This window comes from Luteimonas sp. 8-5 (genome assembly GCF_029763755.1).
Classification (GTDB): domain Bacteria; phylum Pseudomonadota; class Gammaproteobacteria; order Xanthomonadales; family Xanthomonadaceae; genus Cognatiluteimonas.
Genome location: NZ_JARUVM010000185.1, coordinates 1 through 593 on the forward strand (window position 1 = coordinate 1; position 593 = coordinate 593).

Below are 593 nucleotides of genomic sequence, written 5' to 3' on the forward strand. Positions count from 1 at the left end.
TCCCTCCAAGTTGTTGATTTAACGCTTGTTTCCACGGGGTCGGCGCACCCAGCCGCCGGCTCTTCGCTCTTTACTTCGAGGAATTCCTCATGGCGGACCAGAAGATTCGCATCCGGCTGAAGGCTTTCGATCATCGCCTGATCGACCGCTCGGCCAGCGAGATCGTCGAGACGGCCAAGCGGACCGGCGCGCAGGTGCGCGGCCCGATCCCGCTGCCGACCAAGATCGAGCGCTACACCATCCTGACCTCGCCGCACGTCGACAAGGACGCGCGCGACCAGTACGAGACCCGCACGCACAAGCGCGTGCTGGACATCGTCGACCCGAACGACAAGACCGTCGATGCGCTGATGAAGCTCGAGCTCGCGGCCGGCGTCGACGTCCAGATCAAGCTGACCTGAGGGCCCCAGCCATGACCGCGAAGAAGTATTCGTTGGGCATCGTCGGCCGCAAGGCCGGCATGAGCCGCCTGTTCACCGAGGACGGCAAGTCCATCCCGGTGACCCTGATCGAGGCGACCCCGAACCGCATCACCCAGATCAAGACCCTCGAGAGCGACGGCTACAGCGCCGTGCAGGTCGCCGTCGGCGGCA

The 593-nt window shown here is 64.8% G+C and carries 1 protein-coding gene and 1 pseudogene; both read left to right on the top strand.

Annotation, left to right across the window (positions count from 1 at the left end; translation table 11 throughout):
- Window positions 1–89: 89 nt before the first annotated feature.
- Entirely contained in the window at window positions 90–401 is a 312-nt protein-coding gene (rpsJ, locus tag QAA18_RS12835) for a 30S ribosomal protein S10 (RefSeq protein ID WP_024891232.1), read from the top strand.
- Between the two features lie 11 nt (window positions 402–412).
- Window positions 413–593, top strand: a pseudogene (gene rplC / locus QAA18_RS12840) (50S ribosomal protein L3); the annotation flags it as partial.